Source organism: Spirulina sp. LEGE 11439, assembly GCF_059821285.1.
On the sequence record NZ_JCAMRX010000002.1, the window covers coordinates 117,025 to 143,626 of the forward strand.

Here is a 26,602-nt window from a genome sequence, read left to right on the forward strand (position 1 = left end):
CGCAAACTGTTCAAAAACTGTCGAGAAACACTATAAATCAAGCAGGCTGGACTACAGACGCATGGACTTTGGTATTGGGTTTATTTCCACAAATATAATGTTGCCGATCCTTGATTTTTTTCATGGGATCGTGCCGAGTTACGGTTTTGCGATCGTGGCTTTAACCCTCGTCATTCGCTTTGCCGTTTACCCTTTGAGTGCGGGATCCATCCGCAGCATGAGACGGACGAAAATCGCTCAACCCGTCATGCAGAAGCAAGTCAAGGAATTACAAGCGCGTTATAAAGACGATCCGCAAAAATTACAGCAGGCGATGGGAGATGTTTATAAAGAATTTGGCAATCCCCTTGCTGGATGCTTCCCCATTCTCCTGCAATTGCCGATTCTTTGGGCATTATTTACCACACTACGAGGGTCGCCGTTTACCAACATTAACTACACGGTTGACGTACAAATCCTTCCCAAGGCGCAGATCGCACAAATTCAGCCCGAGTTTTATTCGACAAAACCACAAAACATTTATATCGATGAGAGCCTGCACGAACCGATCGCGGCAACTCTGGCGACGGGCAAGCTTTTCACAGTTGGCGAGCAACGTCAAGTTCAATTTCAAACTCCTGAAGGATTGCCCCTCAATACCCTTGCAGCGAACCATCCCCAACACGATCTCCAACCTCAATGGAGCGTAACAAAAGGGGTGGAGAATGTGGAAGTCAAGCCGGATGGGACAATTGTTGCCCTCGCTCCGGGGAAAGCGACGATTCAAGGCACGATTCCGGGGCTTGCTTCTCAAGAAGGATTTCTCTTTATCAATGCCCTCGGGCGTGTAGGGGCTACAGATCCAAATGGCGGGATTCACTGGGATATCGTGATCATGGTGTTATTTTTCGGGGTCAGCACTTATATCAGTCAAAACTTAACGGGAGCAAACAAAAGTCAGGCAACAGATGATAGTGCCCAGCAACAACAAGCCATCAGTAAAATTACACCTCTGCTTTTTACGGGAATGTTTTTAGTGTTTCCGCTTCCGGCAGGGGTTTTAATGTATATGGTGGTGGCCAATATTTTCCAAACGGCACAAACATTTATTTTGATGAAAGAACCTCTACCCGAAAATTTGCAAAAACTGGTAGAGCAACAGGAAAAAGAGCAAAATCAACAAGCTAAAGGGGAAGAGCCTTTGCCTTTTGAGCGCAAGCGCTCTAAGAAGAAGGAAAAACCATCCGGTTAAAAAGCAAGAAGGAAGGTAGCGATCGCTGGCTTTCTTTTCCCTTGCTTGCTTTTCTCTCTAGCAAACTGTCTGTATCGCAGTGAAGGAAATTATGAAGGAACAAATACAACAAGGTCAAACGTGGTTGGAAGAACTCTTAAAATTAATGGGTTTATCGGCTTCAGTCGGAATTGGTAAGGGGAACGAAGACGGCGCTTGCTGGCTGACGATTGAAGAGTCTCATCTAGCCCCCGAACAAATTCAAGTTTTGCTGGGCAAACAAGGCAGAACCATTGATGCGATTCAATACTTGATTAATACGGTTGTTAATCTGGGCAGCGATCGCGAAGCTCAGCAACCTTTTACGGTAGAGCTTGATGGGTATCGGCTTCAACGTCAGAAAGAATTGTTGGACTTAGTAGACGAGGTATCTCAACTCGTCCGCGAAACGGGACGGGAAGTAGAAATGAAATCTCTTTCCTCCGCAGAACGGCGACAGGTTCATAATTTTCTCAAGGAATCTGAGGATTTAACCACAGAAAGTCGCGGACTCGATCCCGATCGCCGTTTGTTTGTCAAGTTACGTTAATTTTATAGGGTTATTAATTATGAATTAATAACCCTCTCTGTTTTTTCTTTAAGCAAGACCGATGGAGTCTATTTATATTCCTCATTTACTCGCCGTTCCGGAACAGACCCAAACCATTCTCGTTGAAACTTTTTTACCGAATTTAGAAACCCTGACTCCAGTTCGCGGGGTTTTGCAAATCAAGCATTGCACGACTTACTTAGAAGTTAAGTCAGAAATAGACGCGATCGCGACCTTAGTTTGCGATCGCTGTTTGCAAAATTACAATCATCGCTTGCAGGTCAAAACGACGGAGTTAATCTGGTTGGAAGAAGAAACAGAAGTGTTACCGCAAGAACGAGAAGTACGGGTTGACGATCTTTCGGAAACTCTTTCACCAACCGGGCATTTTGAGCCGGAAGCATGGTTATACGAACAGTTAAGTTTAGCGATGCCTTTGCAAAAAAATTGCGGGGAACAATGTCAGGGAACGACGCAACTTCCCAGCAAGAATGAGCCAATTCTCGATAGTCGTTGGGCGGGTTTGGAGGGACTTAAAGCTGCACTGGATGAATCGTAAATTCAGAGTTTTACCCACCCACTGAACTCGAAACAAATTGATTTATGGCGCAGTGGAAACGGCGCTTAAAATGCGATCGCTGATTATTCCTCCATCAACATCCAGAACTTTCAACCGATAGCGATCGCTCTCTTCTGCCAGAGAAAAAATATAGGTTGCATTATCTTGTTTCCAGATCATAGTATCGCCTTCTCGAGTGGAAATTTGAGGAATAAAAATACATTGGTTATCTACAGTACAACCTTGATAAGAAACAGTCGCACCGACTTCCTCAATGGTCAGGGTATATTCTTCACTTTGATAAATACCATTTAACGAGGAAAATGATGCAGGAGAAGGAGTAGAAGGCGGGGTTAAATTAGCTTGAATCTGGAGTAAAGGTTGTTGCGTCAATTCTCGTAAATATTTAGGTTTTTTAACTTTATCCGGTTTTAATTGCGTAATAGCAAAGAAAATATCCCCTTCAACCATCCCTTGAAACCCCAACACATATTCTTGCTCGATATTCGCGGCTTCAAACCATTTTCCGGCAAGATCGTAATCGGTAATGGGCAAGCGCACGAGGGTTTTATCTTGTTTGTTAACGGTCACAAAAAATTCTGGTACAAATATCCCGCAAATATTGAGCCAATACTCTCGAGTTTCCGCAAAGACAAAAGCCGTTTCATCGCCCTGACAGCGATTTTGGAATTGGCTTAACGTTGATGGGATGGAAGTCGGGGAAGATTGTTGATGAGAGGAGGGAGAGGCGATCGCCTCGGGTGTGGGTGTAATGGAAGCAGAGGGAGGGGGAGTCGAATGACTACATCCCAGCCCACAGAATGCCAAACTTAAGAGCGAGAGCGTCTGTAGATGTTGTTGCATTACCCTAGAAGCAGTTATTTAGGTCTCTTCCAAAAGATTAGTTAAAGCGATTTTCATCTCTTCAACACTCGTGGTTGCTGTACCAAAGTGTCGCACCACCAAACTAGCTGCCAAGTTGCCCAACACTGACGCTTCCCAGAAAGAAGCCCCCGCACACAAAGCCAAGGTCAAGGCTGCAACCACGGTATCCCCTGCCCCTGTCACATCGAAAACATCCGTGCGGTTAAATGCCGGAATGTGGTGGAGAGTCAAATCGCGATCGCACAGAGTCATCCCATCTTCCCCGCGAGTAATGAGAACTGCTTCCGCTTTCGTCAAGGCTAATAAATCTCGTCCTGCATTGGCCATATTGCTGTCGTCAATACCATATCCCACGGCATTTTCTGCTTCTGGTAAATTGGGGGTGAATAAAGTTGCCCGCCGATAGCGATGTAAGCCTTTTTGTGCATCCACAATAACCCGCGAGTGCGCTAAACCCGCTTCGATAACGGGGGGAGTCAAAACCCCTTCCCCGTAGTCGGAAAATACTACCGCATCGACGGTATCGAGTTGATTGCGGATCGCTGTAGCCAATTGCGCTTGGATCTCTGGATCTGGCAAGCGATCGCTCTTGCGATCGATGCGAACGATCTGCTGGGTGACAGACTGCCTTGCATGTCCGGCGATGCGAGTTTTAGTGACGGTGGGACGGGAAGGATCGACGATCGCATTCTCGCTATCAATGCCAGCCTCAGTAAAAATCTGTCGCAACGCTTCACCTTGGGGATCTCTGCCCGTCAAGCCGATTGCTTTCACCTTGGCCCCCAGTTTGGCAAAATTATAGATAGCGTTGCCCCCTCCTCCCGGAATTTGTCGCGTGTATTCGTGGCGCAGGATCAAAACGGGAGCTTCTCGAGAGAGGCGTTCGACTTGACCGGTGAGAAACTCATCTAATGTTAAATCGCCAATGACCAGAATTTTGGCGCGATCGAAGCGATCGAGCAGAGTGAAGAGTTTGGGAGCAGCAGATGCAAGGGTCGGCTTAAAAGCAGCAAAATCGGACATTTTCTAGGTTGTTGATTATGGGTTAGTGGGTGGTCTCTCATGATTTATCATTCAAGGATTGTTGTCCGGCGCAATCGTTTTGGGGTCTTTACTGGGGGATTCTGTGGGGGTGAGTGTCGGAGACTCGGTGGGAATTGCTGACGGTTCTGGCGTTGGGGTTGGTGCAGGGGAAGGACGAGGAGAAACCTCGGGAGAAGGGGATGGAGATACTGTCGGAGCAGGATTAGCTGGAGTAGGATTAGCTGGAGTAGGATTAGCTGGAGTAGGATTAGCTGGAGTAGGATTAGCTGGAGTAGGATTAGCAGAGGGCGATCGCCTCGGGGTTGCTGGGATTGTTAAAGTTGGGCAAATATTAGCATTGTAGTTAAAAGGAATAGTAATGCGATAGGAGATGGGAGTTGATTCTCTCGCTAAGCCCGCACCGCTCACTTGTGCGATCGCGGCTCGATCTAAAATGCGATATCCGGTACTGCGAATTTGCTGCACGTCGGTTTTTCTGCCATTAGGCTGCACGATGACCCGGTAAATTGCTGTTCCTTGGGCGCGATTGATGCAAGCCTGTTTAGGATACGCGCCTTGAAGGGTAATGCTGCGACTTTGCGCTCTTGCTTGAGGTTGATTAACGGACTCAAACCAGCGCCTTTCATTCTCTCTCTCTGCTTCTGAGGTTGTATTTTTGCGATTGTGACGATAATCTTCTCGTAAGCGAGCCATGCGATCGGCGGTGGCGTTATCTCGCTGTCGTGCTGCTAATTCCTGTGGCGATAAGGGGGGTTCTAGGGAAGGAGGCTGGGGCAAGTTGGGGGTTAAATTTTCTACTCTCGCACTCTCGCGCCCCGCAGCAGCCAAGCTATTGAGATCGGTCGGGGGTAATTTTGCATTTTCGTTGTTTTCAACCGCAAATAAACTTCGACGCAGTTGCTCTTCGCGGCTTAACCCATTATTGGGTGACGCAGGGTCTGAAAATGTCGGAATGTTTCTGGAAGGAGGGGAGGGGATATTTCTGGGATTGCGATTTCTGGGATTGCGATTTCTGAGATTGCGATTTCTCTGTCTGATGGTGCGATCGCGGGCTGCTAAGTTGAATAGGGAACGATTGGCTGCGGAAGGGGCGGCCGCTCCGTCGGGACGAGGGGGTAAATTGGGGCGAGATGCTCGGGGGCGTTGAGTGGGGCGATCGCGTTCTCGGGAGCGAGGAATGGCTCCGGTGGTAAAAGATGGCAAACTCGACTCTGACTCGGGGGCATTGGGCAGAGTGAAAGAATATTCAGCTTCAGGAGTCGTATAAAGTTGGGGCAACCGGGCAGTTTCTGCGGGGGTCAGTTCGATCAGTTGAACGTTACGAGGGCGGATCGGGCTTCCTCCACCTTCTGAGAAAAGCGGCAAAGTGGGTAAAGCGACTCCGATGGTGGCGTGCAGTCCCACGGAAGCAAATGCGGCGATCGTGGTGGGATGTCGCAACGAGAGAGCGAGAGCTTGCCAAAACGAATTTGAAGACATGGCGGAATTAATCTCGAGTAGCTCAATTTTAGCGCGAGGTGAGAAAATTCTACAGGCAAGCTGGGGGTTTAACTTGCACGATGAGGATCGAGAAATAACTTAACTCTAAGACAGGGCGATCGCGCAAGCAATAGATTTTTTGGTCGGGACAGGTTGCGCGTTCGACGATCCAACTCTCTGCTAATAGGTTTCTTTCTGCTAAAATTTTCCAGACTTTTTCATAAACGGAAGCGACTTTGAGCAGAACAATGGTATCTGCCCACTGCAAAACAGCGTCTAATTCATCCACGGTGTAGAGGGCGGGTAAAATGGCCAAGCGTTGGCTGCGAACTGTTAAGGGGATTCCCAGCATCGCCGCCGCCGCACAGGGAGAAGTCACCCCCGGCACAACCTCGATTTTGGCTTCGGGATGGTGTTCTTGTAAGGTTTGCGCTAAATAAGTAAAGGTGCTGTAAAAACTGATATCTCCTTCGCAGGCAAAGGCGACATTATGGCCGTGTTGAAGATATTGCCAGACGCGATCGGCGGCTTTTTGCCATGCTTGGTTGAGAATATGGCGATCGCTGACGTAAGGAAATTCGAGGGGGAGGGTCGGTTGTTGATAAGCCAGCCACGGTTCGATAATCTGTTGTGCAATGCCCGGTTTGCCGTCAATTCCTGCCGGAAATGCGATCGCACTGGCTTCTCGAAGCAGTCTCAAGCCTTTGAGGGTAATTAATTCGGGATCGCCCGTGCCTATGCTGATACCGTAAAGGGTTCCCATTTTCAATGAACAATTATTAATGACCGATTATTAATGACCGATTACTGATTAGCGATTACTCATTACCCAATTATGGTTTTGCCCACTGTTATTTTACCCGGATATTTTGCCCGTTGGACGGATTATGTCGCTTTGGCGGAGTTTTTAAAACAACAAGGAGTTCCTACGGCGATCGTTCCTTTGCGGAAGCGAGATTGGGTTCCGACTCTTGGCGGTCGTTCTATCGTTCCTATTGTACGGGGAATTCACACTAAAGTACAAGAAGTTTTAAGGGAGTCCCAAAGCGATCGCGTTAATTTAATCGGACATTCCGCAGGGGGATGGATCGCTCGCATTTATTTGGGTGATGTTCCTTATACCATTCATGGGGACGTGACGGCAACAGAGGGGGTTTGGCAAATTCGCGATCGCGTGGCAACTCTCATCTCTCTGGGAACGCCTCATATGAGCCAAGAGCGTTGGACAAAGCGTAATTTGGATTTTGTCAACAATAATTATCCCGGAGCGTTTTACAGCGATTTAAAGTATGTTTGCGTGGCGGGAAAGGCGGTGTATGGTAAGCAGTGGGCAAGTTGGTTGGCTTATAACAGCTATAAGTTAACCTGCGGCGAGGGTAATGCTTGGGGGGATGGTATTACGCCGATCGCGGCGGCGCATTTAGACGGGGCGACGAATTTAACGATCGAGGGGGTGAAACATTCGCCGCAGTCTTCTGGGTTGTGGTACGGCTCTCCGGACGCGATCGCAGCTTGGATAAATTATTTAGAATAGTTTTCGGGAACTATTAAACTTAACGCAATTATTGAGGAGAATCGAAACCATGCGAATGCTACACACCATGTTAAGGGTCGGTAATTTGGATGAATCAATCCAGTTTTACTGCGAAGTTTTAGGGATGAAGTTATTGCGCCAAAAAGATTATCCCGGGGGCAAATTTACGCTTGCTTTTGTTGGCTATGGTGATGAGTCGGACAATACTGTTATTGAACTAACTTATAACTGGGGAGTCGATCGTTATGAAATCGGGAGCGGTTACGGTCATATTGCCCTCGGGGTTGATGATATTTACGCCACTTGTGAAGATATTAAAACACGAGGGGGAAAGGTTGTCCGCGAGCCGGGTCCGATGAAACACGGCACCACAGAGATCGCTTTTGTTGAAGATCCAACGGGTTATAAAGTTGAACTGATTCAGTTGAAAAAACAAGGGTCTGGTTCTGACCAAGAAACAGCCGTTGCCGCTCGTTAAATTTGGTTTATCCTTGGTTTATCCTTGCGCTTTAATCTCTATTTTTAGGGAACTAGAGCGCAATTTTTTTGGTGCGATCGCTTTTTTCAACCCAGAGTGAGAATTCTTTGAGGATAATCTACGATTAATTTTCGCGATCGCAGCCATTGCAAACCCAAAAGAAGATTATTTAATTCATCTCCTCCTAATGCTTCAATTGTGAATTCTTCCCCATCAATTTCTATGTTACCGTGATAGAGTAAAAATTCGGCTTCTCCTCGGGCTGTTTGCATTTCTCTCGTTTCATTATCGGTGAGTTGCCAACCTAAACTTTCAATATCTTGGCGATCGAGAGCAATCCAACCTGTAAATCCTGTATCGAGTAATGCCATTGCAGGAAAAACATCACCATCGGCTGCAATTAAACCAATTTCAAAAAACAATTCTCCTCGACTATTAAATTCTCCTTCAATCATATTCGTCCGCAAGCTCCTGTTTCATTAATCCGCATGATTAAGCGTTTTTTATGAGGATATTTTGCTTGTGCTTTTTGTCTGGCAATCTGTTCGTCAGAATCGATAAAATAGTCCCCGCTATCGGGTTCTACAATCATAAACCAATCATAATACTCTTTGATGAGTTGGGGTTGTACGCGATCGAAAATAATGTGACAGCGTTTTAAAAAAGCGGCGCTTTCTAATTTGCGTCTTTCTCGTTCTTCTGGTGAGAGTTGTTTTTCGGGAAAAACTCTCCCGTATTTCGGTTTTTGTTTGGAGTTGGTTTGAGTCATGGCTCAAGATTTGCTGGCAATACTCTTACATTATAGCAAAAGTTCGTTCTGAAATTGCGATCGCAGTCTTGCAATTTTTCGTGCGATCGCGTGATTCCTCAATCCATTTCAATGGATTTTTCGTATGAGACAGGGATTTTCAATCCTTGGCGGATCTGCACTATTAAGGATAATTTTTAAATAGATTTGCGATCGCAACTTAAATAATAAACCAATATAAGCGATCGGATAAAGTTGGGTTGAAAAACAAAAATCAATCAACAGCTAAACCAAGATTGCTACTCACTTTTTTGATGATTCTTGAGTTTTGGGTTATCAGCAGATGAAACGGTTATAGATAAAAACCCTATGATTTCGTAGAAAAACACCCTATAAACTAGGTTTGACATCGACCTGAAATTGCTATATATTACAGGTTACAAGTCTCTGCGCGAGAAAAGAGAAAAATAAAAGTAATCCACCAACCCCAACCACCCCAACCCCCCCAACCATCGCCTAAAACGCCATCCCACGGTCCACGACGAAACGCAAAACGAAACGGTAGATGTCCCCTCGGAGCATCTTTTGAGAAAGTGATTTTGTCGAACCATTTACTATTCACATACCATTCAACTTTTTTTCCATATTCTTTAAATATATCATAATCATACTCTCCCGGTACACCGCCGACGCTCATCCAAATTTCTTTTTGAACAGAGAACCCAAAACGATTATTACTATAATCGAGCCAAAACTGATTAATCATGCGTAAATCTTCGCAAGGAAACTTTTCGATATCTTCTTCATCCAGCCATCCTCTTTCCTCTTTCCCCATAACTTGAAGCATCACGCGACTTGTTTCCCGATCTGCCTTTTCCCATTCCTCATTTTTCAAATATTCTTCTAGCGTTTGATAGAGAGAATGGGTCACTTTATTGCTGAGATTTTCTAACTCTTCCTTTAACTGGGGATCGATTTTTCTCGGTGCTTCTCGCAAGCAATTGTAAGCCAGATCGATCGCTTCTTGCGTCCCAATATTCAAAAGTTCTTGTAAAAAAGAATTAGCATTAAATTGAGCCGTATAGAGTAGAATCGTTTCTCGCCACCAAGATTCCTGCCAATGTTGTAAAAATAACTCTTCTTGTTGACTTTCTTTGATTTCCATCGCCGCCAAACAAGCCTGAAAACTCAGATGAGCAAACTCATAATCGGCATCGCGTTTAACTAATAATTCGCTCACCTGTTCGACTTGTCGCAAAAACTCCGACGGGATCGCAGTCTCATCCAAAGAATTGAGATAAATTGTTAATCGATCTAATAATAATTCTCGCTCAATTTGAGGCTTATTTTCCAATACCATATACAACGCCAACTTTTGTAAAATCTGCTGACTTTCCCGCGCCGATAACGCCATATTAATTTGCTTGACAAGAGGGCGATCTCCCAGTTGTAATTGAAAGATAGCGCGATAAAGTTCCGTGCGCCGTTCCGGTAATTGAATCGGACGAGAAAGATCGCTTGGATCGCTCGGCGCATAACTGTGTAACTTAACAATTAAATTCAACAATAAAGGATTTCTCGCCAGATCGTTGAGTTCCGATCGCTCTGCCAATTGTTGCAAAAGATTAGTCGCCTTTGCTATTGCCTCTCGATCGACCATCGGATGTTTTGGATCGGCACTAATATGACGTTCTCGACAGAGATACCAGCTTTCGATAAATCGCTGACGTTGCTCCCGATCAAACGCCTTAACAAACAAAGAATTCGGCTTATTTTCTGCTGTATAATTGCGATAACCAGAAGGGCGAGAAGTAATCAGAAAAAAGGAAGAAGAATAACGAGTCATCGCCCTGCCGATCCATTGACTGACAGACTCGCAACATTCCTCGCTCACCTCATCAAATCCGTCAAACATGACCAACATTTTTCCCTTTCGGAGATGCTGCCGCGCCCAATTTTCAGGTAATTTTAACCCTTCACCTTCAGGTAAACTGGGAATGTGATATTTTTCGATCAGAGTCGGTAAATCCAAGTTATCCCCCGTTGCAATCTCCTCCTGCCATTTGCGTAAATAGAGTAAAATCGGGAGAAGTTTGGGAACATCGCGACGTTGAATTTTATTCGCGTACCGATAGGTAATGTGGCGTAATAAAGTCGTTTTTCCGTAACCTCCCCAAGCCTGAATTGCCAAACAATGATAGCCGGGATTGTGTTTTGCGCGTTTGAATATATCCCAAATTTGTAACCCTTCTTGACGTGCAATTTGGGCAATAATCTGCTTATTCCATTGGAAACCCGGAGGCATAGGCAGATCGTTTCCTTCAGTCCCTCGGAAAAAATCACCGCTTAATTCTAAAGGCACAAATATATCCTTGAGTAAAGGCTTAAAAGTGCTGCTTAATCCTTCTGTTGTATCAAACTCGCAGGCATTTCCCTGACAGCGTAAATATTTATCCTCTGTTCCTGCTAATTGCCATTTAATAGCCTCATTAGCAGCATCCAAAAATGTCATAAATGATTTAGCATCTTCCTTTGCTCGCTTTTGATAAATTTCGTACAATTGCGTCAAAAAACTTTCCGTATAAGCTGTAAAAACAACAGTAACAATCATTACCGGAAACATAATTAACGCCAATAGCCAATCCTCTTTAAGTAAAAGAGAGAGCCAAACTGCCCCACTTCCTCCCCTCAACATCCATTGAGCAAATACAGCAAACTTTTGAATCCATTGGTCAGCTTTCTTACGGTGAGCTTCCAAGTTGAGATTGTTTTCCTCTTCCGATTGAGAAGACTGTGGTAAATTCGAGTTAGATTGTTGGTCACGCATAAAATTAATCTTAATATTTTAAAAAGTACACGATAAAAATAGACAATTCTCGATTATCTCTTCTACTGTTTCTCCTCGTCGCAATTTCATCACGAGGATTGAAATTGTCAGAGTGCAAGAAAAGTTAACCAAGATTCATTACAAAACTTAATGATATCTTGACTAGAGGAAACTAATTGTGAGAAAATCTTATAAAGTTTAGCATATAAACTCATTGCGATTTTAACTAGATAGCAAAAGCAAGATACGCGATCTTAATGAGAATGACCTTTATGAAAATACCTAAAGAAAAAAGAGCAGAACTCCACAAACAAATCCGAGAAGAAATTCGAGATGAGATTTGGGATGATGTTTGGGAAGAAGTCCGAGATGAGATTTGGGATGATGTTCGAGATGAGATTCGAGAAGAAGTTTGGGATGATGTTCAAGAAGAAGTTCGAGATGACATACTTCAAAAAGAAGAGGACAAACAATCAGAGCGTAATATTATTGATCTACTTTTTGGGTTAGTCTTTTAATCATGTCGAGAAGAATTGCTGAATTATTTTACTGAAGAGTAAGTATGATTGTAACAAAAAACAAAATTAAGATCGATCTATTTCTATTTTTTCTCAATAACAACAATAAGATCGAATTTAGATTGTAATAAAAAAAAGTTGATTTTGACCTCACTAAAAATGTATAAAGAATTCATTTTAGCATTTCGCCAAGAAATACGTGAAAAACTTCGAGAAGAACTTCGCGAGAAAGTCCGAGAACAACTCCGAGCAGAAATACGCGAAGAACTTCACGAGAAAATGCGAAAACAACTCCGAGAACAATTCCGAAGACAATTTTACGAACAATTCCGTGAAGAAGTCCGAGGGGAACTTGAAAAACAAACCAATCGCGATACAATTGAAACACTGCTACGATCGCGATTTACCATAATAGATGAGGAACTTGCAGAGATTATCGAGCCGATCCTCGAGTTACCCTCAGCAGAATTTATTCCCCTACTTGTACAACTCTCGCGAGAAGAGTTACTGACGCGATTTTCTGAAGCGTAAAAGCGATCGCAATCTAAAAAAATAAGAGATGCGATCGCCAAACCGCATCACTTAACAGTAAAAAAAAGTGAAATTTCCTTTCACTTAAACTAACGTCGCCACCTTTTCATCAGGAACTTGGAATAAAGGCGTACTGAGATAGCGTTCCCCAAAACTGGGTTGAATCATCACGATTAATTTTCCCTTATTCTCCGGACGCTTGCCTACTGCGATCGCAGCCGCTAGAATAGCCCCCGTAGAAATCCCCGATAATAGCCCCTCTTCCCGTGCCAAACGACGACCATAGGCAAAAGACTCTTCATCTGTAACCTTAACCACCTCATCAATTAAGTCTACATTCAGAATTTCCGGGATAAACCCCGCACCGATCCCTTGAATTTTGTGGGGTCCGGGATCGCCTCCCGATAAAACCGGGCTGTTTTCCGGTTCTACTGCGATCGCTTTAAACGAGGGCTTTTTCTCTTTAATAAACTCACTCGTTCCCGTAATCGTTCCTCCAGTTCCCACCCCAGAAATGAGAAAATCAACCTGTCCGTCGGTATCTTCCCAAATTTCTTTCCCTGTAGTGAGGCGATGGATCTCCGGGTTAGCGAGGTTATTGAACTGTTGCAACATATAGGCATTGTCTGTATTATCGACAATTTCCTGCGCCTTCGCGATCGCGCCCTTCATGCCTCCACTTGCGGGAGTCAGTTCCAACTTTGCCCCATAAGCCTGTAACATCGCCCGACGTTCCACACTCATACTTTCCGGCATGGTTAAGATTAACTCATATCCCTTCGCCGCCGCCGCCATCGCCAAGGCGATCCCGGTATTCCCCGACGTGGGTTCGACTAAAACCGTTTCCTTGGGTGTAATCAGTCCCTCTTGTTCCGCTTTATTAATCATATGAACCCCAATGCGGTCTTTTACCGAAGCGGCTGGGTTCATGCCCTCCAATTTAACGAGAATTTGTGCGACACATCCTTCCGCTTGAGGAATAACATTCAGCCGCACTAAAGGAGTCCGACCGATTAATTCTGTAATATTGTTAGCAACGTGCATAGATATTTTGTTATTCGATCTCGATAGACAATTGCAAGGATCGATGTTGACCCATGAGATCGAAGATACGCAGGAACTTGCGATCGCGCTCCTGAATTACAGATTGTTTTAATTTTGGTAATGGGAATGAGTAAATTCTCTGTTCCCTCCCAAAACAAGAAAAGGCATATAATAAATTCATAATAATTTCCTATCACAACCTTCCACTTAATCATCGATCGCATAAAAACGAATGCTTCAAGGCTCGATTCTCCAACAACTCACCGCCCGTTGCCGTCAGACCAATCGCGCTCTCAATTTGGGAGTTTATTATAAAAATACCCTGATTGCCCTCTGTCACGCTCTCGAAGATTTTATCTTGGAAACTGAAAGTAAGCCGATTGTTATCGCTGCATTTCAGCAAGGAAAATGGTACTTACAAGAAGCCGATCGCTATAGCGAAATGGCAGCAAAGTCCTCGGATATTGCCATTTTAGCCACCGCCGACACGACTTGGGCAACTCATCCCAGTGCCCAAAAAGAGAATATCTCCCTTGTCAGTCTTTCTCCCAGCGATCCCGTCTCCCAGGAATGGCATCTCATGATCCTCTCTCCCACTTATACGGCAATGGTTCTCTGTCAGGAGTTATCCGACTCAGACTATGGAGAAGGAGGAATCCCCGATAACGATCTGGAACGAAAATTTTACGGGTTTTGGACCTTTGAACCGGAATTAGTTCGGGAAGCTGTGGAATTAACTATCGCCCATATCGGCGAATACAATCGCGATCTGCAACAACACTTAAGCGATCTCATAAATACAATGAATGCAGAATTCGGCCATTGCCAGCGAGACGATCTGAATGCCGTGGTTGCCAAAGTGGTCGATTATTTGCAAGCCATTCATCAAGATTCTACGACGACAGAAAACGGATCGCGATCGCTAGACGAAAATTTGACCGCCAATGAAGTGCAAGCATATCTGCGAATGGCGCAACTCATCGATCGCACCGATGCCAAGAACCCCAACGCCGCCGCCGAAGTCGCCGCGATCGCCGAAGCAATGGGACAATTGTTAGACTTACCTGCATGGCAGATTAAGCGCTTGCGACTGGCGGGATGGTTGCATCGCCTCGCACCTTTACAAGGGGCAATGCAAGTCAGCGATCCGCGATCCAAAGCACAACAAGATATCCTACAAAAACAAGGACTTTTACCCAAAGCCTCGGTTTTGCGAATGATGCCCCAATTGAATGCGATCGCTCGCATCATCACTTATCAGAGCGAGCATTGGGACGGTTCGGGACAACCGGAAGGGTTATCCTATGACAGCATTCCTCTAGAATCGCGAATTCTGGCACTTGTCGCCCATTTTCAGCATTGTCTTGTCCTTCATCGAGAAGAAGGTCGCGAGAACCCTCTAGGAGACGCTTTGAGCAACTGTCAGAGCCAAGCCGGAACAATCTTCGATCCCAAGCTCATTGATGCCTTAGCCTTGTTATCAATGGGAATGCAGCAAGGAATGAACCTACAAGTCAGTCAACCGAAAATCTCAACGGGGCTTTGGCTGTTAGATGAATCAGTCACCAGTCACCAGTCACCAGTCACCAGTTAACCGTCACCAGTCACCAGTTAACAATTCAAAATCAATCTGCTTCTATAACAAATAACAAATAACCAATGAACATTGAAACAATTCGTGCGGGACAGCAAAAACAACTGTCGGGAATGAACTTGGAAGATGAAGATTTTTCAGGATGTCAGCTTGATAATGTTAATTTGGCGGGAGCTAATTTAGTGGGTGCCGATTTTTCGCGGGCGACTCTCAAAGGAGGGCGCTTAGATGGTGCGAATTTATTGGGGGCGAATTTGAATCAAGCTGATCTGCGAGCTAACTTTTTAGGTGCGAATTTGATGCAGGCAGATTTGAGTCATTCAGATTTGCGGGGAAGTAATTTGCGCGGGACAAATTTGATGGGAGCAAAGTTTGTTCAAGCCTCTCTTGCTGGCTCTTTTTTGAGTGGTGCTAATCTAACTGGAGTTAATTTACAAGGGGCAGATTTGCGCGGGGCAGATTTGCGTGGGGTTAATTTTAATAGTGCGAATTTACAAGGGGCGAATTTATCGCAAGCTGACTTACAAGGGGCGAATTTGAGTGAAGCGAATTTGGAGGAAGTAGACTTGCGCGGGGCAAATTTAGCCGGGGCAAGTTTAGCGGGAGCCAATTTACTTTGTGCGGAATTGGAAGGCGCAAATTTAAAAGGAGTCAATCTCGATCGCACTTGTTTGGTGGGTACGCTTGTCAATGAAACATGAAGAATAAGAAGGCGCGATCGCAGAGCAAATGACTTTAAACCCAATCTCGAGTTTCTTTATCCGTCATTGTTCTTTCTATTTTTACGCATTCGCTTTTTGATGCTTGTAGAAGGTGTTTCATTTGCACAGATTCATTGGCATCGGCAGCAAGTACGGCAGCATTCAGGGCAATATTGTGAATATTTCCTCCCGTTACACTCAGATTCGCTAATTTTGTATAATCTATCCCTTCTCTGGGCATATTGTGCGGGAAAACTCGTTCCCAAATGTGCTGTCGGTTTTGGGCATCAGGGAAAGGAAACTGAATAACAAAACGAATGCGACGCAAAAAAGCACGATCGATCGCAGTTTTTAAGTTCGTGGTCAACACCGCCAAACCTTGATAAGATTCAATGCGCTGTAATAAATAACTCACTTCCATGTTAGCATAGCGATCGCGGCTGTCTTTCACTTCAGAGCGCTTGCCAAAGATAGCATCAGCTTCATCAAAAAGTAAAATTGCTCCGCCTCCTTCTGCGGCATCAAATACCCGTTTTAAATTCTTCTCCGTTTCGCCGATATATTTACTCGTTACAGCACTAAGATCGATGCGATAGAGATCCAAATTCAACTCTCTCGCTAAAATACCCGCCGCCGTAGTTTTACCCGTGCCGCTTTGCCCGGAAAAGAGAGCGCTAATGCCCAACCCTCGTCGCTCTTTACGAGCAAATCCCCAGTCTTCGTAAACTCTCACGCGCTGTCGCAAATGTGCAAGCATTTCTTGCAAACTTTGCATCTGCTGTTTGGGTAAGATTAAATCTTCCCATGTTGCTTTTGTTGCAATGCGTTGAGCGAGATCGTCTAAGCAAGGACGCGCTTGAGTACGACAGAAATTCCAGAGGCGATCGCCCATTTCCACATCTTCATTTTGTTGGGCAATATGACTCGCGCTTTGGATCGTTGCCGGAGAGAGGTTAAATTGAGAAGCGATCGCCGGTAAATGACCGTTTAATTTTGTCACCGTATCCCCTAAAAATGATTCCCACAAGTTGAGTTGCTCTTGATAGGTCAATGGAGAAATATCAAAAGTCACAAAAAGATGGTATTGCGTGTAAAAACGAGTCGGAGAAGATAAAATAAGAGGTGTTTTAATGCCTTGCAAAAAGTTAGCGAGGGCTGTTTGTCTCTCTGGTGCGGAAAAATTGAGCGGATCGCATTCGACGAGTAAAATGCTCCCAGTAAGCTCAAAAGTGCGATGCCAACGGGCAAGTAAATATTGCAGATCTTCGCGATTGGTGGGTAAATTACGAGTGGAGATGGCCTGTAGTGCTAAATCTAAGCGATTGCCGATCCCTCGAGCGATCGCGACTCGCTCCTCAATATCGCCGCCACACAGTTGCACAGTCGAACTCTCAGCGCGATTCGTTTGTGAGGAGAGCAAACTATTCGTCGCTTCTTCTGCGATCGCTAAACGAGAAGGGAGTAGAGGAGAAGAAAGGCTCGGGGAAATCATTTCGATGATTCCTGCGAGGCGATAATCTTGATAGGGTTCCCCGAGAATATAGTGCAGGATGCTCTCATCAATTTGCAAGCGGGCTTGGGTGATATCTTCTCCGGCAGCGAGGTGGACTAAATTCCAATAACGCAGAGGCGATCGCGGTGTCAGAGCGTGCCAATTTGCCGAAGGAAAAAGCTGTAGAGCCAGTCCAAAAGTAGGATAATCGCGCTCGGGATTATTTTGAGCTAGAGTGCATAGATTGGAAAAATGCGGATGGATGGCTCTACCGACACAAAGCAGAAGAATTTGTTTCTCGAACTGGGATAAATTCAAGAGCTTGCAGAGATGCGCGATCGCAGGAGGAGATTCCATTTCTTCAGCAATTGCCTCAGACTCGCCAATCGGTTCGCCACGAGGGAATTCTGCTTCCTTTTTCTGAAGGCGAGCAATGTGGCGATCGAGATGGTAACGGATGCGATTGATTTCAATAGTAATATAATTAAAGTTATTTTGATGCCAATTTTCACGTTCTAAGTTATTTTGAGAAGAGAACATTATCTTACGATTTCGATAGAGTTAATTTTTAACGTTAATTTTTAACATTGATGCGATCGCTTCTATGGCAACCCAATTGCGATGGAAGAGTGTGATTTCTCCACAGCAGGGAAAGGAATAAAACTGCACAAGGGTCATTTATTATTCTAGAAGAATATAATTATAATGACACTAACTCAGATTATCAAGAGTATTTGCCTTGTTGGGCGAACTCGAGCAATTTCTTAAATTAAAATTAACCAAAAGTCTAATACACTTTCTTCTTTTTCTCCAATAAAATTGAGTATCGAGACGAGAATTTTCTTAAGTTTCCGGAGTAACTCTCATGGGTAATCGCCAGCGCATTCATTCGTCGCACCAAAAAAGTCAACAACCTCAAAACACTGGCCGCCTTAATTCTTCTCCCGTTCTACAGGCGAAAAAAGCGAAAAAAGCAGTAATGCCTGAATGGCAGCCCAGTACAGAAAATTGGCAAACAAACTTGCAAGATCCTTTAGGCGGAATGTTTGGCAATGCCAGAGTTGCTCCAGTACAGGCAAAACTCACAATTGGAGAAGTCGGAGATAAATACGAGCAAGAAGCCGATCGCGTCGCTACCGATGTCGTCGAACGAATTAACACCCCGAAAACTGAAGAAATCCAACCAGATCGGGACGATCGAGGACAGCTCCCTGAAAGCGATCGCCTACAACTGAAACCAGACTTACAATTACAAAACGCAATAGCAGGCGGAAGCGTCTCCTCAGAATTTGAAAGTTCCCTACAACAAGCCAAAGGAAGCGGGCAACCTCTAAATACAGGGTTACAAGAGACGATGGGAACAGCAATGGGCGCAGACTTTAGCAGCGTGAAAGTCCATACCGATAGTGCTTCCCATCAGTTGAACGAATCGATACAAGCCAAAGCCTTTACCACCGGACAGCATATCTTTTTCAAACAGGGAGAATACGCTCCCGAAAATCGAGAAGGGCAAGGATTGATTGCCCACGAATTAACCCATGTCGTACAACAAGGGGGAGCAAATGTACAGCGCCAAATCGACACAGAAGGCGTAGAAGTCACCCCGCAGTCAATTTCTATCGCCCGTCAACCCGTCCCCCAAATCCAAGCTCTGTTTACCAGCAAGCAGTTAATCGCGATGGGAGGAAAACCCAAAGACAACATTTTATTTGTTGGGATGAGCGAAAAATATAAAGCTATTATTGCAAAGTTAAACGAATATCATGCCTACCTGCATGACACAGAAAGAGCGATTTCAGACTCGGATTTTGATAACCAAGAACTGGAATTACATTTGCTATTGAACACTATCAAAAGCAATAGTTCGAGATACCTTGGTGCTCACAAAGACGAGGCAAGTCAGAAGCGATACGAAGCAGTTTTGAAAATACATAACGAAGTTGACGCAGAAAAAGCCGCGATTACCACTCTAAAACCCCAGAAAAACACCCTTGATGGCGTGAAATGGAGCGATGCGCTCTACAATGGCATGTATGGAGAATCTGGAGCACTAACAATTCCCGAAGAAGCAACAATTATTCGTAAAGAACCCGCCTTGGAAGGGAAATTCAAACGTAATGCCAATATCTATGAGAATGCAGATCTGACTGATGACGGAAATACTGTCATTGCTACGGCAAATAAAGGAGATCTGTGTATGGAACGAGAAGTTCCCGGAGTTGAGGGCGTACGACACGTTCAACCCTATACCATTGAGAAGAAAGACGATGATGACAAGAACGGTAAACCCAAATTTATCACGGAGAAAGCTGGATACGTTCCCGCAGGAAAAATCAAGCAAGGAAAATATGTGCATGAAGATGTTGCCAACGATGTTCCTATTTTCGACGGAGTTCCGGATATGGAAGACGTTCGGCAGGGGGCCATTGGCGATTGCTATCTGATGGCTGCCGTCGCCTCAGTTGTCAGAACCGATCCGGAATTTATCTACAGCATGATGAAAGACAATGGTTCGGGCAAAGTGACCGTGCGCCTTTATAGTGGCGGCTTACCGCAGTATATTGAACTGAAAAAGAATGTCGTCAGTAAGGGTCGTCGTTCTCGTGGGGCGTTATGGGTCAATTTTATTGAAAAAGCCTATACCGTGACTGCTGTGCGTTCGGAATCTTACTACGAAATGGAAGGCGGTCAAATGAGTGAGGCTTGGGAAGCTTTAACCGGACAAAATGCAAGGAAGGTGGATATAAGCGAACAAGGTGGATTTGATAGCAAACACAATTATAGTTTTTGGGATCAGGCAAATATTGGGGATGGTATGGACACAAAAGGAGCATACGAGTTAATGTTGACCATTCCCAAACTGAGAGCCAAGAGATTGCCGACATCCCAACCTTATAAAATTACGGGTGGCGATGACACCGAAGCGCTAGAGTTGATAGACTGGGCCTTAAATCCAGCGAATTTACTGCTAATCAAGAAATTCAGACAAGCAGGTGCAGCCAACAATCTTGAGGCTTTCCTGCCCGTAATTGATGACTTAAACGAAGTGAGCGATCTCGACGAAGGAATTAAACTAAAAATAGTCGATAGTATTAAGCGAGTATATCCCGGAACGGAAGCCGGAAGCTATAGTACGGGTCAAGAGGATGTATTTAGCGCCATCAAAGATGCCCTTGATGCCGGTCAATATGTCGGCGCAAGTACCTCACCAAAATTGCCCGAGCCCAGTCAAGGAGAAGGGCATAGCGGGGGAGAATCCAAAGCGCGAGGATTGGCTGGCAATCACGCTTACTCTGTTATTGGTTACTCGGAAGAAGACTCGCTCAAATTCCTTAAACTTCGCAATCCTTGGGGATCTTATGGTGTTGAGTATAAAAGAGATGAAGAAGACAAAGTGCAAATTGATGACACACAAACACCCGTTCGAGAAGATGATGAGGATACATTGAATAAAAATACCGGAACTTTTGACTTGGAACTGGGGGAATTCCTCCGGTACTACCAAGATGTTCATTTTGGCAATCGCGTCGTTTCTACTTAGCGACCTTATTCGTCTCAATTGGATTTGGGGAAAGACTCATGAACGCATTACTTTTCGGGATTAGTTTATTGCTCGGCATCGCGATCGCGCTAATCATTGCTCAACCGGCTCGGGCAGCACTTCCTCCCCGATCTCCAGAAGATTTACAAGAAGAGGCCGATTTTGTTCTGGTCGGTCGAGTAGAAGAGGTCTCTCGCGAAGAGATAAAGATGGCTGCCGGGACAGATTGGCACTATCGCGTTACGATCGCTGTTGAAGCGATCGAGCAAGACAACTTCCCCGAGAATCGAGAAGACCCCGAGGATGAAAACCCCGAAGCAATGCCCGCAGTCGGTCAACCTTTCACCATTTATTATCGGCAAACAGGAGAGCGTCCGGCAGGATGGGCCGGCCCGGTGGGTCAATATCAACAGCCTGCTCCCGGTCTTCGCGGTCGTCTCTTTCTCGAACTCGACCCGAGCGATCGCTGGCAATTGATGGAACCTAATGGCTGGGAAGAAATTCAATGAATGCAAAAGCAAAATTGCCCACGTGGGTTCAACCGATAGAATTAGAAGACTGGCCGGTACAAATCGTCGAGAATACAGACCTGCATTATCGCTTGCCCCTGCGACGAGGCTGGGAAACCAATCCTCGTGTTAACGAGACAGGTCTGGAAACCGAGCATCTTTTTCAAGGGAGGTATCGAGGAGAACTCTTAACGGTTAGCGCGATGACCCAGGCAAATCCCCAAGACTCGATCCGAAATTGGGTTGAAGCAATCGTGAAATTTACGGGCATTCCTCTTCTTTCTCTCAAAGAATACGAGCCTCAAATGCTGGAATGGGAATATTGCGGAACATTTCAGGAGTTGGCAAAGCGTTTGCATGTGGATGAAGTGCATTTATATACGGGTTTAGCGCAACTTTCGCAAGAGCCGGATTTGATTCGTTTGTATATTTTGTTGGCACGGCAAAAAAATTGGGCGTGGAAAATTGGGCTGTCCTTTCTTTCTACTTGCTTGCCGAGAATGCCAAGAAATATTGTTACGGCTAACGATAGCGTTCGTGCAGGGGCTACTTTTGGCGCTGTAGAGTTATGGTAAATAGTCCTTAAACCCAATCGCGTTTTTTTTTCGATCGATTTTTCTTTCTTCCTTGCGATCGCTCCCCCAAATTTTCAGTAATATATCTTAAAGAAAAATCAGGAATTGGGGAATAATCGTGATACGACGAAACTTGAGCCTCTGGATGCTGGCTGGCTCCCTTGCCTTAGCCCCGCAATGGGTTCTAGCACAGACAATAGAGCAATTACAAGACCGAGGAACAGCTGCCTTTGCTGCCGGAAATTACTCCCGCGCCCAACAAATTTGGCAGCAAATTATTGATAGCGATCGCACCAATGCGTTTGCTTATTACCAGTTGGGCAATGCCCTACGAGAACAAGATCGATACGAAGAAGCGATCGCGGCTTACGGGCGTTCCCTCGAACTTAACCCCAATGCCCCGAAAACCTACACGGGGTTAGGCATTGCTCTCATGGGCAGCCGCCAGTTAGAACGCGCCCTCGGAGCCTACCGCAATGCCATCGACCTCGATGCCGAATATCCTCTCGCTTATATCGGGTTGGGATTTGCTCTCACGGAAAGCGGCGATTTCCCGCAAGCAAAAGCACTCTTCGATCGCGTCCTCGCCATGCCGGATGCACCCGTCATCGATTTACCCGGAGTTGCCGCCAATACCCATGCCGTGGCTCACAATGGGTTGGGTTACATTTACGTTAAACAAGGACAATGGGAGGAAGCGATCGCGCAATACAATCAAGCCATTCAACTCGATCCCAATGACGCTCAATCTTACCTCGAACTGGGGAGCGCCCTCGGCAAAGAAGAACGCTATGACGAAGCGATCGCGGCATTACAAAAATCCCTCGCTCTCGATGCCGATAATCCTTGGACTTATTCGACTTTGGGACTGGTATTCCGGGAACAGGAAAACTATCCCGATGCGATTGCTGCTTATCGCAAAGCCATCGAACTCAAACCCAATGCGCCCATTTTCTACGTCAATTTGGGCAATGTTCTCAAACGTCAGGGGAATACGATTGCAGCGATCGCCAGCTACAACCGAGCGCTAGAACTCGAACCGGATTTTCCTCTCGCTTATGTGGGCTTGGGTTATGCAACCGCCGAAGCTGGCGAACTCGAGGAAGCCTTGGATTATTTCCAACAAGCCGCCCGCGTCGATCCCAATTCTGGGGTAGCATTCTTCCGTTTGGGGAGCATTTTTGCCGAACAACAACGCTTTGAGGAGGCGATCGCGGTTTTCCAAGCAGCAATTCAAATCTATGACGATCTCAACCGACAGTTTGAGCGGGAAAACGAACCCGACAACGCTTTGCAAGCTGCCCGAGGCAGTTCTACGGCTTATCTTGCCCTCAGTAAAATTCAACGCCGGCAAGAGCAAACCGATGCGGCGATCGCTTCTTTACAACAAGCGATCGAGCGTGCCCCGAATCCTTCCGCTTATCTCGATCTCGGTAAGCTCCTCACAGAACAAGGAGAAATTGAGGCAGCAAAACGCGTGTATCGAGAGGCATTAGAACGCACTCCTAACGATCCGAAACTTTACTTATTTCTCAGTTCTCTCCTGCAACAACAAGGTAATTGGCAAGAAGCCATCGAATTGACTTTTCAAGGGGTGAAGGTTGCCCCGGAATTTACAGTTTTTCACAGCAATTTAGGCTATTTACTCGAACGCGGCGGCAAGTTAGACGAAGCGGCGATCGCTTACGAACAGGCGCTCCGAATCGACCCCGAATATGCCCTCGCTCACAATAATCTCGCGATTATTCGCGAACAACAAGGGCGCACGGAAGAAGCTTTACAGCATTATCGACAGGCGATCGCCATTGAGCCGCGCAATGCCGGAGCTTATAACGCCATCGGCACGATTTTGAGTCAACAAGGTCAACTCGAAGAAGCGATCGCTGCCTTCCGGCAAGGGATTGAAGTGCAGCCGGATTTTGCTTGGAGTTATTACAATTTGGGAACGGTATTGGAAAAACGACAAGATTGGGATGGGGCGGTGACGGCCTATCGTCGTGCCATTCAACTCGAGCTTGACGATCCCAAGGTCTACCTGAAGCTCGGCAATGCCCTCGAACAACGCGGCGATCGCGAAGCGGCTGCGGCTTTGTTTCAAGAGGCGATCGAGTCTCGCCCGGATTCTGCGGAAACGCGCTTTTTTCTTGGCATGACTCGCAAAAATCAAGGTCAACTCGAGGAAGCTGAGCGAATTTTTCAAGAGGCTCTAGAACTCGCTCCCGAGGCTACTGGTATTTATTATCAATTGGGTTTGACGCAATTGGAGTTAGAAAATTTAGAAAAAGCGGAAGCCTCTTTCCGTCAAGCGGTTGAACTCGATGCCAGCAATATTCCTTCTTGGGTGTTACTGGGGACGGTTCTCCATCGTCAGGGCAATTTAGAGGAAGCGATCGCGACGTATCGACAAGCCTTACAACGGGATCCCGGTAATGCTTATGCTTACAATGCTTTGGGTTTGGCTCTGCGAGAACAAGGAGAGTTTGATGCAGCCTTAGACCAGTTCCGACGGGCGATCGAACTTAATCCCGATTATGACGCGGCTCGGGACAATCTCCAACAAACCGAACGGTTTTTGCGAGAGTAGGGATAACAATTTGAAATTCGCAATTTGCTGGACATGGCAAATTGCGAATACTGATTTGACACGCTGGTGTTGCATCATCTTTTACAATACTTGAGAATCTTTCTTAAAAAAACTTGAATTCTTAAAAAAACTTTCATTTAGCTCAATCTTTCTTAAAAAACCGTATTGCAAGGGTTTTTGCCTCTGTCTGAGGGAAGATAGGAAAACAATATTGTCAATAATTAAATCTTTTTGCTATTGTGGGGCTATCAACAAAATTCTTTAATGAGAAGGAGAGGGTTTCATGGTTGTCACTACTGGCTTATTGCGTTCTTTGAATGAAGTCGAAGAGAACGTTGTTGGGTTGGATAAAAATGTTACTGTTCCTGTTTGTGAAGGCTTAAACATGGTCTTAGCGAGTTTTCAGGCGTTATATCTGCAATACCAAAAGCATCATTTTGTCGTGGAAGGCTCTGAGTTTTATGCTTTACACGAGACCTTTAACGAATATCTCGGTGACGCACAAGGCCACATTCACGAACTCGGCGAACGCTTGAACGGTTTGGGAGGAATTCCCGTGGCCAGCTTTGGCAAATTGGCTGAATTGTGCTGCTTCTCTCCTGAAGAAGATGGCGCTTACGATATGCGTAGCATGGTCGAACACGATTTAAGGGCGGAACAAGAAATCATTAAGCTGTTGCGTTCTCAAGCCGCACAAACCGAAAGTTTAGGCGATCGCGCTACTCGCTATATGTACGAAAAGATTTTACTCGATACGGAGGAACGAGCTTATCACTTGAGTCACTTCCTCGCTTCTGATAGTTTAACTATGTCGTTTGTTGGTCAAGGTTAGAGTTTAAAGGCGATCGCGAAACCAGACATTTTTAAAGGTCAACATTTATTGACCTTTAAAAATCAGCAATGAACAATTAGACATAAATCACAATTAATTTAATTTAATTTAGCACCTTTCAAATTAGCTCCCGTTAAATTGGCATTGGTTAAATCCGCACTTTTCAAATTGGCACCTCTGAGATCGGCATGGCTGAGATCGGCATTTTTTAAATAGGCACCTCTGAGATCGGCTTTTGTTAAATCTGCCCCTCTCAAATTCGCATTTCTTAAGTCTCTACTCCTGAGATTCATTCCACTCAAATTACATCCCGGGCATTTATAAATTTTCCCAATAGGTTTAGGATTTTCCGGGTTGGGAAGACCGATCGCAGGAGGCGTTTCAATGGGTGATACAATGGGCAAAGGAGGACGGGTTAAAATACTGACTAATACCCCGACACTGACTCCGACTGCGCCTCCGACAGCGACTTTTAACCAAGGTTGAAAGGACAGTTTAAAAGTAGATTTTAAAGAAAATTTTTGCAAACTTGTTAAAGCTGTTTTAGCATCGAGATAGCGATCGCTCGGAGAAGTTGCTGTCATTTTCTCTAACCAACGCAGGAAGCGAGGACTAGCATCAGATAATAAATGCTTGTATTTGAGATGATTGTGATTATCAAATAAATTACCGACTTGTTGCGATCGCGTTCCCGTCAGCAAACAAATTAACGTAACTCCCAAACTATATAAATCTGAGGCTTTACTCAAAGGACGATTTAAGATTTGTTCTGGAGGCATAAAGCCCAAGGTGCCTTTAATGGTACTATTCGCAGCAATATCCTCGCGATCGGGACATGCAAAGCCAAAATCAATTAAATAAGCGCGAGTTGGATCTTGGGGATCGATGAGAATATTTTCCGGTTTGATATCGCGGTGAAAAATTGGCGGTTTTTGGGTCTGTAAATAAACTAAAATTTCTAAAATTGAAAGGGCAAGTTTTTGAACTTCTTTTGCCGGAATGGGAAAAGCGATCGCTAAAGGATGAGCGGGTTTATATTCTTGTACTAAACAAAATCCATCTTCGGTTTCAAAAGAATCGAGATACTTAGGAATTTGAGGATGATCCAAGCCCTTCAGAATCTCAATTTCTCGTTCGTGTGCCTCATAAGCCAACCACGTTGTTTCCAGTTTGGCAAATTGAAATTGCTTGATCGCGACTGGCATTGCTGTCGGAGTATGTTGAGCCAGATAAGTGACTCGTCCTCCGAGTTTATTTTGACCTAACGGTTTTTCGATTTGATAACCGCGATCGGCAAATTGCTTGTTTGTTATTGGTTGTTTGTTCAT

At 45.2% G+C, this 26,602-nt stretch carries 24 protein-coding genes; 14 read left to right on the forward strand and 10 right to left on the reverse strand.

Annotation, left to right across the window (positions count from 1 at the left end; genetic code table 11):
• Window positions 1–61: 61 nt before the first annotated feature.
• From yidC to AC6RV6_RS01925, 3 genes are all read left to right on the forward strand, one after another.
• Window positions 62–1,231, forward strand: coding sequence for a membrane protein insertase YidC (gene yidC / locus AC6RV6_RS01915; protein ID WP_500238530.1), 1,170 nt, complete (start codon window positions 62–64; stop codon window positions 1,229–1,231).
• A 91-nt stretch (window positions 1,232–1,322) separates the two neighbouring features.
• Window positions 1,323–1,799, forward strand: coding sequence for a Jag family protein (locus tag AC6RV6_RS01920; protein WP_500238532.1), 477 nt, complete (start codon window positions 1,323–1,325; stop codon window positions 1,797–1,799).
• Between the two features lie 61 nt (window positions 1,800–1,860).
• Window positions 1,861–2,358 carry a YceD family protein gene (locus AC6RV6_RS01925; protein WP_500238535.1) on the forward strand — a complete coding sequence of 166 codons (498 nt, stop codon included), beginning with the start codon at window positions 1,861–1,863 and terminating at the stop codon, window positions 2,356–2,358.
• A gap of 42 nt (window positions 2,359–2,400) precedes the next feature.
• On the opposite strand, the gene AC6RV6_RS01930 is transcribed toward AC6RV6_RS01925, so the two are convergent.
• From AC6RV6_RS01930 to AC6RV6_RS01945, 4 genes are read right to left on the reverse strand one after another with little or no spacing between them, the layout of a single operon-like run.
• Complete coding sequence (locus tag AC6RV6_RS01930; protein WP_500238537.1) at window positions 2,401–3,222, reverse strand: hypothetical protein; 822 nt, start codon at window positions 3,220–3,222, stop codon at window positions 2,401–2,403.
• Window positions 3,223–3,240: 18 nt separating this feature from the next.
• Window positions 3,241–4,266: a bifunctional heptose 7-phosphate kinase/heptose 1-phosphate adenyltransferase gene (locus tag AC6RV6_RS01935; protein ID WP_500238540.1), complete on the reverse strand. Its 1,026-nt coding sequence runs from the start codon at window positions 4,264–4,266 to the stop codon at window positions 3,241–3,243.
• 51 nt (window positions 4,267–4,317) lie between these two features.
• A complete protein-coding gene (locus AC6RV6_RS01940; RefSeq protein WP_500238542.1) occupies window positions 4,318–5,766 on the reverse strand; it encodes an energy transducer TonB in 1,449 nt (482 codons plus the stop codon).
• A 49-nt stretch (window positions 5,767–5,815) separates the two neighbouring features.
• Window positions 5,816–6,529 carry a precorrin-2 C(20)-methyltransferase gene (locus AC6RV6_RS01945; RefSeq protein WP_500238544.1) on the reverse strand — a complete coding sequence of 238 codons (714 nt, stop codon included), beginning with the start codon at window positions 6,527–6,529 and terminating at the stop codon, window positions 5,816–5,818.
• A gap of 72 nt (window positions 6,530–6,601) precedes the next feature.
• On the opposite strand from AC6RV6_RS01945, the gene AC6RV6_RS01950 reads away from it, so the two are divergent.
• A complete protein-coding gene (locus AC6RV6_RS01950) occupies window positions 6,602–7,300 on the forward strand; it encodes an esterase/lipase family protein (RefSeq protein ID WP_500238547.1) in 699 nt (232 codons plus the stop codon).
• 49 nt (window positions 7,301–7,349) lie between these two features.
• Window positions 7,350–7,778 (forward strand): lactoylglutathione lyase, encoded by a 429-nt coding sequence (gene gloA, locus AC6RV6_RS01955; protein WP_500238550.1) that lies wholly within the window; start codon window positions 7,350–7,352, stop codon window positions 7,776–7,778.
• Window positions 7,779–7,864: 86 nt separating this feature from the next.
• Here the strand turns inward: gloA and AC6RV6_RS01960 are convergent, their stop codons facing one another.
• From AC6RV6_RS01960 to AC6RV6_RS01970, 3 genes are all read right to left on the reverse strand, one after another.
• Window positions 7,865–8,233 carry an aspartyl protease gene (locus AC6RV6_RS01960; protein WP_500238552.1) on the reverse strand — a complete coding sequence of 123 codons (369 nt, stop codon included), beginning with the start codon at window positions 8,231–8,233 and terminating at the stop codon, window positions 7,865–7,867.
• Window positions 8,230–8,547 carry a hypothetical protein gene (locus AC6RV6_RS01965; protein WP_500238554.1) on the reverse strand — a complete coding sequence of 106 codons (318 nt, stop codon included), beginning with the start codon at window positions 8,545–8,547 and terminating at the stop codon, window positions 8,230–8,232. Before AC6RV6_RS01965 ends, AC6RV6_RS01960 begins: the two co-directional genes overlap by 4 nt.
• A gap of 409 nt (window positions 8,548–8,956) precedes the next feature.
• Window positions 8,957–11,353, reverse strand: a complete 2,397-nt coding sequence (locus tag AC6RV6_RS01970) for a GUN4 domain-containing protein (protein ID WP_500238557.1) — start codon at window positions 11,351–11,353, stop codon at window positions 8,957–8,959.
• A 272-nt stretch (window positions 11,354–11,625) separates the two neighbouring features.
• Here AC6RV6_RS01970 and AC6RV6_RS01975 point away from each other — a divergent pair, with 272 nt between their 5' ends.
• Together AC6RV6_RS01975 and AC6RV6_RS01980 are read left to right on the forward strand one after the other, a co-directional pair.
• A complete protein-coding gene (locus tag AC6RV6_RS01975) occupies window positions 11,626–11,871 on the forward strand; it encodes a hypothetical protein (RefSeq protein ID WP_500238561.1) in 246 nt (81 codons plus the stop codon).
• A 159-nt stretch (window positions 11,872–12,030) separates the two neighbouring features.
• Complete coding sequence (locus AC6RV6_RS01980; RefSeq protein WP_500238566.1) at window positions 12,031–12,402, forward strand: hypothetical protein; 372 nt, start codon at window positions 12,031–12,033, stop codon at window positions 12,400–12,402.
• A gap of 84 nt (window positions 12,403–12,486) precedes the next feature.
• Here AC6RV6_RS01980 and cysK read toward each other — a convergent pair whose 3' ends face one another.
• Window positions 12,487–13,446 (reverse strand): cysteine synthase A, encoded by a 960-nt coding sequence (gene cysK / locus AC6RV6_RS01985; protein ID WP_500238568.1) that lies wholly within the window; start codon window positions 13,444–13,446, stop codon window positions 12,487–12,489.
• A gap of 232 nt (window positions 13,447–13,678) precedes the next feature.
• On the opposite strand from cysK, the gene AC6RV6_RS01990 reads away from it, so the two are divergent.
• Both AC6RV6_RS01990 and AC6RV6_RS01995 read left to right on the forward strand, forming a co-directional pair.
• Window positions 13,679–15,040, forward strand: a complete 1,362-nt coding sequence (locus tag AC6RV6_RS01990; protein ID WP_500238570.1) for a DICT sensory domain-containing protein — start codon at window positions 13,679–13,681, stop codon at window positions 15,038–15,040.
• A 65-nt stretch (window positions 15,041–15,105) separates the two neighbouring features.
• Entirely contained in the window at window positions 15,106–15,741 is a 636-nt protein-coding gene (locus AC6RV6_RS01995; protein ID WP_500238571.1) for a pentapeptide repeat-containing protein, read from the forward strand.
• 34 nt (window positions 15,742–15,775) lie between these two features.
• Here the strand turns inward: AC6RV6_RS01995 and AC6RV6_RS02000 are convergent, their stop codons facing one another.
• Window positions 15,776–17,773 carry an ATP-binding protein gene (locus AC6RV6_RS02000; RefSeq protein ID WP_500238576.1) on the reverse strand — a complete coding sequence of 666 codons (1,998 nt, stop codon included), beginning with the start codon at window positions 17,771–17,773 and terminating at the stop codon, window positions 15,776–15,778.
• A 325-nt stretch (window positions 17,774–18,098) separates the two neighbouring features.
• Here AC6RV6_RS02000 and AC6RV6_RS02005 point away from each other — a divergent pair, with 325 nt between their 5' ends.
• The 5 genes from AC6RV6_RS02005 (at window position 18,099) to dpsA (ending at window position 25,274) form a co-directional block, all read left to right on the forward strand.
• A complete protein-coding gene (locus AC6RV6_RS02005; protein WP_500238578.1) occupies window positions 18,099–20,774 on the forward strand; it encodes an eCIS core domain-containing protein in 2,676 nt (891 codons plus the stop codon).
• 38 nt (window positions 20,775–20,812) lie between these two features.
• Complete coding sequence (locus tag AC6RV6_RS02010; RefSeq protein WP_500238580.1) at window positions 20,813–21,283, forward strand: hypothetical protein; 471 nt, start codon at window positions 20,813–20,815, stop codon at window positions 21,281–21,283.
• A complete protein-coding gene (locus AC6RV6_RS02015; protein WP_500238582.1) occupies window positions 21,280–21,858 on the forward strand; it encodes a hypothetical protein in 579 nt (192 codons plus the stop codon). Before AC6RV6_RS02010 ends, AC6RV6_RS02015 begins: the two co-directional genes overlap by 4 nt.
• Window positions 21,859–21,976: 118 nt before the next feature.
• On the forward strand, window positions 21,977–24,442 hold the full coding sequence (locus AC6RV6_RS02020) for a tetratricopeptide repeat protein (RefSeq protein WP_500238584.1): 2,466 nt from the start codon (window positions 21,977–21,979) through the stop codon (window positions 24,440–24,442).
• Window positions 24,443–24,725: 283 nt separating this feature from the next.
• On the forward strand, window positions 24,726–25,274 hold the full coding sequence (dpsA, locus tag AC6RV6_RS02025) for a DNA starvation/stress protection protein DpsA (RefSeq protein ID WP_500238586.1): 549 nt from the start codon (window positions 24,726–24,728) through the stop codon (window positions 25,272–25,274).
• 98 nt (window positions 25,275–25,372) lie between these two features.
• Here dpsA and AC6RV6_RS02030 read toward each other — a convergent pair whose 3' ends face one another.
• Window positions 25,373–26,602 (reverse strand): protein kinase domain-containing protein, encoded by a 1,230-nt coding sequence (locus AC6RV6_RS02030; protein WP_500238587.1) that lies wholly within the window; start codon window positions 26,600–26,602, stop codon window positions 25,373–25,375.

Bases quoted from the DNA above. Each gene is read 5' to 3' on its own strand.
- AC6RV6_RS01935 (WP_500238540.1), bottom strand. From the start codon at position 4,266: ATGTCCGATTTTGCTGCTTTTAAGCCGACCCTTGCATCTGCTGCTCCC.
- AC6RV6_RS01920 (WP_500238532.1), top strand. From the start codon at position 1,323: ATGAAGGAACAAATACAACAAGGTCAAACGTGGTTGGAAGAACTCTTA.
- AC6RV6_RS01980 (WP_500238566.1), top strand. From the start codon at position 12,031: ATGTATAAAGAATTCATTTTAGCATTTCGCCAAGAAATACGTGAAAAA.
- AC6RV6_RS01970 (WP_500238557.1), bottom strand. From the start codon at position 11,353: ATGCGTGACCAACAATCTAACTCGAATTTACCACAGTCTTCTCAATCG.
- yidC (WP_500238530.1), top strand. From the start codon at position 62: ATGGACTTTGGTATTGGGTTTATTTCCACAAATATAATGTTGCCGATC.
- AC6RV6_RS01995 (WP_500238571.1), top strand. From the start codon at position 15,106: ATGAACATTGAAACAATTCGTGCGGGACAGCAAAAACAACTGTCGGGA.
- AC6RV6_RS02000 (WP_500238576.1), bottom strand. From the start codon at position 17,773: ATGTTCTCTTCTCAAAATAACTTAGAACGTGAAAATTGGCATCAAAAT.
- AC6RV6_RS02005 (WP_500238578.1), top strand. From the start codon at position 18,099: ATGGGTAATCGCCAGCGCATTCATTCGTCGCACCAAAAAAGTCAACAA.
- AC6RV6_RS01960 (WP_500238552.1), bottom strand. From the start codon at position 8,233: ATGATTGAAGGAGAATTTAATAGTCGAGGAGAATTGTTTTTTGAAATT.
- cysK (WP_500238568.1), bottom strand. From the start codon at position 13,446: ATGCACGTTGCTAACAATATTACAGAATTAATCGGTCGGACTCCTTTA.
- dpsA (WP_500238586.1), top strand. From the start codon at position 24,726: ATGGTTGTCACTACTGGCTTATTGCGTTCTTTGAATGAAGTCGAAGAG.
- AC6RV6_RS01925 (WP_500238535.1), top strand. From the start codon at position 1,861: ATGGAGTCTATTTATATTCCTCATTTACTCGCCGTTCCGGAACAGACC.
- AC6RV6_RS01945 (WP_500238544.1), bottom strand. From the start codon at position 6,529: ATGGGAACCCTTTACGGTATCAGCATAGGCACGGGCGATCCCGAATTA.
- gloA (WP_500238550.1), top strand. From the start codon at position 7,350: ATGCGAATGCTACACACCATGTTAAGGGTCGGTAATTTGGATGAATCA.
- AC6RV6_RS01950 (WP_500238547.1), top strand. From the start codon at position 6,602: ATGGTTTTGCCCACTGTTATTTTACCCGGATATTTTGCCCGTTGGACG.
- AC6RV6_RS02015 (WP_500238582.1), top strand. From the start codon at position 21,280: ATGAATGCAAAAGCAAAATTGCCCACGTGGGTTCAACCGATAGAATTA.
- AC6RV6_RS02030 (WP_500238587.1), bottom strand. From the start codon at position 26,602: ATGAACAAACAACCAATAACAAACAAGCAATTTGCCGATCGCGGTTAT.
- AC6RV6_RS02010 (WP_500238580.1), top strand. From the start codon at position 20,813: ATGAACGCATTACTTTTCGGGATTAGTTTATTGCTCGGCATCGCGATC.
- AC6RV6_RS01975 (WP_500238561.1), top strand. From the start codon at position 11,626: ATGAAAATACCTAAAGAAAAAAGAGCAGAACTCCACAAACAAATCCGA.
- AC6RV6_RS01990 (WP_500238570.1), top strand. From the start codon at position 13,679: ATGCTTCAAGGCTCGATTCTCCAACAACTCACCGCCCGTTGCCGTCAG.
- AC6RV6_RS01965 (WP_500238554.1), bottom strand. From the start codon at position 8,547: ATGACTCAAACCAACTCCAAACAAAAACCGAAATACGGGAGAGTTTTT.
- AC6RV6_RS01940 (WP_500238542.1), bottom strand. From the start codon at position 5,766: ATGTCTTCAAATTCGTTTTGGCAAGCTCTCGCTCTCTCGTTGCGACAT.
- AC6RV6_RS01930 (WP_500238537.1), bottom strand. From the start codon at position 3,222: ATGCAACAACATCTACAGACGCTCTCGCTCTTAAGTTTGGCATTCTGT.